This window comes from Bacillus sp. JJ722 (assembly GCF_036963345.1).
Lineage (GTDB): Bacteria > Bacillota > Bacilli > Bacillales > DSM-1321 > Bacillus_AD.
In genome coordinates, this window is sequence record NZ_JBALMO010000375.1 from 1 (window position 1) to 7624 (window position 7624).

The 7624-nt window shown below is 34.2% G+C and carries 6 protein-coding genes; 4 read left to right on the forward strand and 2 right to left on the reverse strand.

Annotated features, from left to right (window positions below; all coding sequences use genetic code 11):
* On the reverse strand, positions 1-385 hold a 385-nt coding region (locus V7014_RS26370), incomplete at its 3' end, for an acyltransferase family protein (protein ID WP_438824987.1).
* A 441-nt stretch (positions 386-826) separates the two neighbouring features.
* Between V7014_RS26370 and V7014_RS26375 the strand changes: the two genes are divergently transcribed.
* From V7014_RS26375 to V7014_RS26390, 4 genes are all read left to right on the forward strand, one after another.
* Positions 827-1837: a 2-oxoacid:acceptor oxidoreductase family protein gene (locus V7014_RS26375; protein ID WP_335511970.1), complete on the forward strand. Its 1011-nt coding sequence runs from the start codon at positions 827-829 to the stop codon at positions 1835-1837.
* Positions 1837-4116 carry a thiamine pyrophosphate-dependent enzyme gene (locus tag V7014_RS26380; protein ID WP_335511972.1) on the forward strand — a complete coding sequence of 760 codons (2280 nt, stop codon included), beginning with the start codon at positions 1837-1839 and terminating at the stop codon, positions 4114-4116. The genes V7014_RS26375 and V7014_RS26380 overlap by 1 nt, the downstream gene beginning before the upstream one ends.
* Positions 4117-4299: 183 nt before the next feature.
* Complete coding sequence (locus V7014_RS26385) at positions 4300-6144, forward strand: ATP-binding protein (protein WP_335511974.1); 1845 nt, start codon at positions 4300-4302, stop codon at positions 6142-6144.
* 256 nt (positions 6145-6400) lie between these two features.
* Entirely contained in the window at positions 6401-6700 is a 300-nt protein-coding gene (locus tag V7014_RS26390; protein WP_335511976.1) for an aspartyl-phosphate phosphatase Spo0E family protein, read from the forward strand.
* Positions 6701-6812: 112 nt separating this feature from the next.
* Here V7014_RS26390 and V7014_RS26395 read toward each other — a convergent pair whose 3' ends face one another.
* Positions 6813-7541: a ZIP family metal transporter gene (locus V7014_RS26395; RefSeq protein ID WP_335511978.1), complete on the reverse strand. Its 729-nt coding sequence runs from the start codon at positions 7539-7541 to the stop codon at positions 6813-6815.
* Positions 7542-7624 lie beyond the last annotated feature (83 nt).

A 7624-nucleotide genomic window follows, 5' to 3' on the forward strand; every position in this document is an offset into this window, starting at 1 on the left:
CTATATAGCCTACTAGTAAGCCTACTATAATGGTAATTATCATACCATTAACAGGTTTGATTTTAGTGAAAGCTAAGATCATTATGTTCCAGAAGAACAAACTCATTAGAAACCAAAGCGACCAATGAGGGTCAAATGGCGTCAGTACAATTGAACTTTCTACATCTATAAAATAGTAATAAATGGAGTAAGCACCTTGAAATATGAAATAAGGGATAATTAATTTTTTTATTAATTGTAAAAAATATCCCTTATGAAAAATCCCTCTCGCAAAGAATCCAGAGATAAGAACAAAAGCAGGCATATGAAAGGTGTAGATTGTCTTATATATGGCATATACTAAGTCACTATCATGGATGAAAGTTCTGAGAAGATGGCCTAACACTACAAAAACTATTAATATGAATTATGAATTGTCAAAAAAGTAACTTCGCTGTTCCATTGTTACCTCCAATAAAAATGTATCGTGTCCTCGTAGTTATAATTAACAATATAACAAAAGTAAAACCACATTAATTTTACAAAAAGGTTTCTTTTCTATTACAAAAAATGCACCTGTTATTGTTCTGAAATATATCTGTTACATATAGATAAACCTTATAAATACTAATAAGTTCATAAAACTTTCTAACTGTTACAGTTGATAATGTGATAGTTTAAGAGTTGTAACATCTTCTACAAGTACAATACCTTATTCATTACTAAGTGTTTAAAAGGAATTAGTAGTCCCTTTCCTGGCCACACATGAGAATATTTTTTATAAGAGTACTTTTTTTACTTTTATCTGAAAAAGTGAAATTAATATAATAGATTAAGGAGGGATTCGATGACTTTATTGCCACAAAAAAATGAACTAGGTTTCTTTGAAATTCGGTTAGAATCAATCGGTGGTTTAGGTGCGAATCTAGCGGGAAAAATGTTAGCTGAAGCAGGCGTACTTGGTTTAGGTTTGAATGGCTGTAATTTCTCATCATATGGTTCAGAGAAGAAGGGTTCACCGGTAAAAGGATTCATTCGTTTTTGTGATCCTGATGTAGAAATTCGTGATCATAGTCCGATTGAAGAACCTCATGTAATTGGAGTCTTCCATGAGGCTTTATATAAAATGGTAGATGTGGTAAAAGGGTTGAAACCCAATGGGGTTGTCCTTGTCAATTCAGTGCGTGATTTTGATAGCGCCAAAGATGATTTAGGAATGTCTTCAGGAACGTTAGCAATTGTGGATGCATTGGGAATTGCAGTAGAAGAAAAAACGAAGGTAAATACAGCGATACTTGGGGCACTTTTTAGAATATGTGATTTCTTAGATCCAGAAGCAATGCGTGCAGTTATTAAAACAACATTTGAGAAGAAATATCCTCATTTAGTTGAGCCTAATATAAAAACCTTTAACCGAGGCTATGACGAAGTAACCTTTAAAGTGTTTGAAGAAGAATTCGCGACGAAACGATTGTTCAAATATTCACAAGCGAGATTAGGCTTTGAGTCGCAAAGTATTGGCGGTGTAATTATTGCACAAGGGAATAGCATTCTTAAAGATGTAAGTGGCTCTCGACAAGGTTATTTACCTTCATACGATCCTAATACATGCATTCATTGTGCAGCCTGTGATAATGTATGCCCTGATTTTTGTTTTGTATGGGAAGAAGGAGAAGATAAACGCGGCCGTAAGAATATGTTCTTGAAAGGTATTGATTATCAGTATTGTAAAGGTTGTTTGAAATGTGTCGAAGCATGCCCAACGTCTTCTTTAAGTGAAATGCGTGAAGAGTTGAATTATGCACAAGAGCATACAGTAAAACATCATTATCCTTATGTTACAGGAGGTGTGAAATAATGGCTATTCAGGAAAAAACGATTATTGAATCACAAGCGATAACGTTTGAATCAGGTAATGAAATGGCAGCTCTTGCAGCAGCACAAATCAATTATCATATTATGGGATACTATCCTATTACACCTTCAACTGAAATAGCACAATTGTTAGATGCGATGAAGGCAAGAGGCGAACATGATATTAAGTTAATTGCGGCGGATGGAGAGCATGGATCTGCAGGTATTTGTTATGGTGCAGCTGTAACGGGTGCTCGTGTATTTAATGCGACAAGTGCAAACGGATTGATGTATATGTTGGAACAATTACCCGTTCAATCTGGGACTAGATTCCCGATGGTAATGAATTTAGTAACACGCTCAATTAGTGGACCTTTAGATATTCGTGGCGATCATTCTGATTTATATTTTGCTTTAAATACAGGCTGGGTTATCTTAACGGCAAATACACCTCAAGCTGTATACGATATGAATATTATTGCGTTAAAAATAGCCGAGCATTCAAAGGTACGTTTACCAGTTATTGTCGCATACGATGGCTTCTTTACTTCACACCAAAAACGTAAAGTACAATATTTTAAAGATCGTGAAGTAGTTCAGCAATTTGTTGGAGAAGTCCCAGCTGATTACAATTTCGTTCGCGATCCAAAAACACCTGTTACAATTGGTGCGCATATGAATGGTGAGGACTTAATTAATAATCACTATCAACAATCTAACGCCATGTACGAAGCTTATGGGGTGTTTAAGGAAGTAGCCAAAGAGTATGCTTCTCTTTCAGGTAGAAACTATCTTGTACTTAACGCGTATCAAATGGAAGATGCTGAAGTAGCGTTGTTTCTGTTAAATTCAGCTGGTGAAACAGCAAAAGATGCTGTGGATGCCTTACGAAAACAAGGAATTAAAGCGGGTGTATTAGGGACCAATATAATTCGACCGTTCCCAGCAGAAGAAATTCGGGAAGCCTTAAAGAACGTGAAAGTTCTATTAGTAGGTGAACGAGCCGATTCGTACGGAGCGAATGGTCCTAACTTAACACATGAAATAAAATCAGCATTACAAGCTGAATGTGATAATGAGACATTTGTATTAAGCCGTGTCTTTGGTTTAGGAGGTAAAGACTTCTATACGGATGATGCAATTGCTTTTTTTGATCTAGCTATCAAGGCACAAGAGAACAAGCATCAAGTAGAATTGTTTGATTATTATGGAGTAACACCTGGTCACAAGGAAAAAGGCTTAGAGCCTGTTATCGAACCGATGCATGGTGATGCATATAAAACAGGTTTAATTAAAGTGGAGCAGCAAGAAGATGGCAAATTAAAAGTTAGAATTCCACCTGTAAGAGCGTTAACGGCTAAACCAAAACGATTAGCTTCTGGACACGGTGCATGTCCTGGGTGCGGGATTTTTTCTGCTCTGGAACTTTTCTTTAAGGGTATTGAAGGCGACATAGTTGTGCTATTTCAAACGGGCTGTGCTTATGTTGTAACAACTGCTTATCCACATTCTTCTCATAAGCAATCGATGATTCATAATTTATTTCAAAATGGACCTGCAACGTTGTCAGGGACGGTAGAAGCCTTTTTTGAATTAAAACGTCGTGGAGAAATTGAGGTAGCTGATGATGTAACGTTCGTAATGATTACAGGTGATGGTGGAATGGATATTGGAATGGGTTCTGCAATTGGAACTGCATTACGTAATCATAAAGTCATCATGCTAGAATATGATAATGAAGGTTATATGAACACTGGATCACAAATGAGTTATTCGACTCCATTCGGTCATATGACAAGTACGACAAGCGTTGGTAAAACACAACGAGGGAAGGCATTTCACCATAAGGATACCGCTCAAATAATGGCGGCGACAAATATTCCTTATGTATTTACTGGTTCTGAAGCGTTCCCACAAGATTTAATTAAGAAAGCTGCAAAAGCACAATGGTATGCTCAAAATGTAGGTACTGTGTATGGAAAAATACTGATTGCATGCCCACTAAATTGGAAATCAGAGGATCGTTATGGTAATACCATCATGGAGGCAGCTGTGAATTCATGTTTCTTCCCACTTTATGAAGTGGAAAAAGGTGAAACAACAATCACATATAATCCAGATGCTAGGAAGAAGCGTATTCCTCTTGATAATTGGCTAAGATACATGGGTAAATCAAAGCATTTATTGCAAGAGGAAAACAAGGAAATGCTAGATGAGTTTAGGGCAGAAGTAGATAAAAGATGGAATAAATTATTGGTAAAACATGAAACACCATTTTTGTAATGAGATGTCTCAAGTAGAAGTTGTCTAAATGTAGCATTTGGGCAACTTCTTTTTTTAAATAACACTAGGATTATTATGATGAAATTGGATTTTTATTCTATTTTATATAGGAAATGGTAATTTGTTTGTAGAATACTAGTTTGATTATAAAATTTAGAAGTTGGTAGGGAAGGAGAGAAACCGGTGCATAATAAGGAATCTCAAGTGAATCGGATGAATGAAGCAGAGAGCATTCCATATGAAACTTTTTTTTATCGTTCACGAGACGCGTTGATTATTACAAATACAGATTTAAAAGTAATCAAAATAAATGAACGGGCCAAACAGGTGTTACAAAGAAGTATGGATGCTTGTATTGGGACATCTATTCGTGATTTTTTAAAGTTAGTACCTGATGAAGTATTTCAATATCAAATGGCTTTACTTAAAAATAAAGGTATTTATATTGACGAATGGCTAATGAATGATGACTTAGGTAATAGCATTCATGTCGAGTTTGAAGCAATTTTCAATAAGAGCTACTATTTATTTGTGATAAGAGAAATAGCATCAAATCAAAAGAATGAAAGAGATTATGATTTTACAGATAAGAGATTAATAGAGATTCAATTGAAAGAAAGCAAAGAAATATTTGCTTATATTTTTGAGCAGGCAATTGATGCAATAGTTTTATTAAATGATGATGGTATTATTTTAGAGGCTAATGACGTAGCCTGTCGTATTTTTGAACTTGAAAAAGAGCTACTTGTAGGTTCACAAATAGAAGATTTTATTATGAAGAAAGATAAGAAATTTTATCAAGTCAATGCTCGATTTCAACAAAATGGAGAAATAAGAGAAGAGTTATTTTATTTGATGCCTAACGGTCAAAGAAAGCTATTGGAGTTTACCTCAAAGAAAATGGATGGTACGAATAAAATCATTACAATCTTTCGGAATGTAAGTGAACGATATGAAATGGAAGTAAAGCTTAGAAAAAGCGAAAGGCGATTTCGAACAATATTTGATGGGATGTCTGATGGATTAATTTTGTGGAAAAACAACGAAATTTTTGATGTTAACCAAGCTGGTGCTAAAGTTCTTAAATTATCAAAGAAGAGAATAAAAACAATGTCACTAGAGGAATTATTCCGTTATATTCCTCAAAAAGACAAAGGTCTAGAAAAGATGTTACAAAAACTTGAGAAACAAAATAACGTTGAAGATATTCTGTCTTTTACTAATTTTGACGGTAAAATGATGCATCTTGAGTTTTCGACAAAGAAGAACTTAGTATCAGGTTTACATTTAACAGTATTTAAAGTAGTAACAGAAAAGCTAGAATTACAGGAACAATTGCGAAAGTCTGATACATTATCGGTTGTGGGAGAATTAGCGGCAGGAATTGCACATGAAATTAGAAACCCAATGACGGCTTTAAAAGGCTTCATCCAACTTTTACAAAGTAGTATACAAGAAGATTTTTCTAATTATTTCGAAATTATAACATCAGAATTAAAGAGGATAGATTTGATTATAACTGAATTTCTTATATTGGCTAAACCACAAGCTGTTCAATATGAAGAGCAAGACATTAACACAATCGTGCAAGAGACAATCACATTATTAAGTGCAGAGTCTATGTTATATAATATCGTTTTTGAAAAGCAATTATATGAAAAGCCATTACTATTGTATTGTGAGGCAAATCAGTTAAAACAAGTTTTTATTAACATTGTAAAAAACGCAATTGAATCTATGCGAAGTGGTGGGTGTATTACTATTTCTACTGTCTTACATAATGAAAAGATGGTGAAGATTACAATTTCTGATGAGGGATGTGGAATATCAGAAGAAAAAGTAAAAAGATTAGGAGAGCCTTTTTATACAACAAAAGATCGTGGAACAGGCCTTGGACTTATGGTTAGTTATAAAATTATTGAAGAGCATAATGGTTGGATTGAAGTGGAAAGCCTAGTTGGTAAAGGCACAACTTTTTCTATTTTCTTGCCTTGTTATTTAGATACTGATTATGAAGAGGAGATATAACGAAAATATGAATCTTCGACGGATAATTGAGAGATTGATTATAAAAAGAAAAACCGGCATGGTTAAAACCGTGTCAGTTTTTCTTATGAAAAAAATAAAAAATGCTGTCGAATTTATAGAAAAATAATATGGAAAAAATAGGATTTTATATAATATTTTGTCTATATTTGCGAATGTATTTACATTTTTTGAAGAGTTTGTAATAATCCAAAGATAGAAGATAGAATATTGATTTGGAGAGGAAGTTACAAAGAAAATGAAAGAAGAATCGTTAGATCGCATGTTCTGTGAAATTCAACGTGTAAGAGAGGAGATGGTATACGTAGCTAATATTTTTGGTTATACTCACGAACGAACTATACGAATTAGTCAGGAATTAGATCAATTAATGAATGAATATCACAAATGTATGACCAGGCGGAAAAGAAGAGGATATATGTATCAAAGAGTGTCTGGTACATATCGTAGAGTAATGAAAAAAACATTACAACTTCAAATACTGAATTTATGTTTCGTTTTGCCAATACAATTTGTCGAGACAATAGTTATTATGTAATGGGAATAAAGACCTTGTCGATTAACATCTTTCGTATATGTAGATAAAAAATCTAAAATGAAACAAGGCTGTTGGTTAAAGAGAGTATGAAAATCACGTTTCAAACAGCCTTCTAGCCCCCTAATAATAAAATCATAACAAGTAATCCAATTATAAATGAATGTGTAGCAGCACGTTCATTACCATCACCATGACTTTCAGGTATTAATTCCTTATATATGATAAAGAGCATTGCACCAGCTGCAAAGGCGAGACCGTATGGTACAAGATTCTCTACATAACTGGTTAAATAGAAGCCAAGTAGAGCAGTCACAATCTCAATTGAACCAGTTAAGGTAGCGATAATAAAAGCTTTCGTTTTTGAGATTTGTTGATTTAAAAGAAAAAGTGCAACTAGAAAACCTTCAGGTGCATTTTGCAAACCTATAGCAAAGGCAATTAAATTGCCAGTATCATTGATGGAGGAAGCATAGCTTACACCAACAGATAAGCCTTCGGGGATATTATGTAACGTGATGGCTGAAATGATAAGCATTGCTTTCTCATCAAACTGTATGTTTTTAGAAGTGTGTCCTAAATCTATATGCGGAATACTTTGTTCAAGTGCCGTTAATGTAACGACACCAAAGTATATACCAATACATAACGGGATATATCCACCCTGAGCCAATGCTTCAGGAATTAATCCCATCATAGAAGCTGCCATCATAATGCCAGCTGTAAAAGCAAGTAGAATATCCTTAAATCGATGTGTGAGTGAGTTAGAAATAAACAAAATGAATAGTGCACCCAGTCCTGTGGACATTGCAGATAATATACTTCCGATTAACATAGTACTCATACTTTTCTCCGTTCTCAGATTCATATAATGGCTGTAATTGTTGTCGAATTACGAATGATAGCTTGTATACATTAGTGTATTTC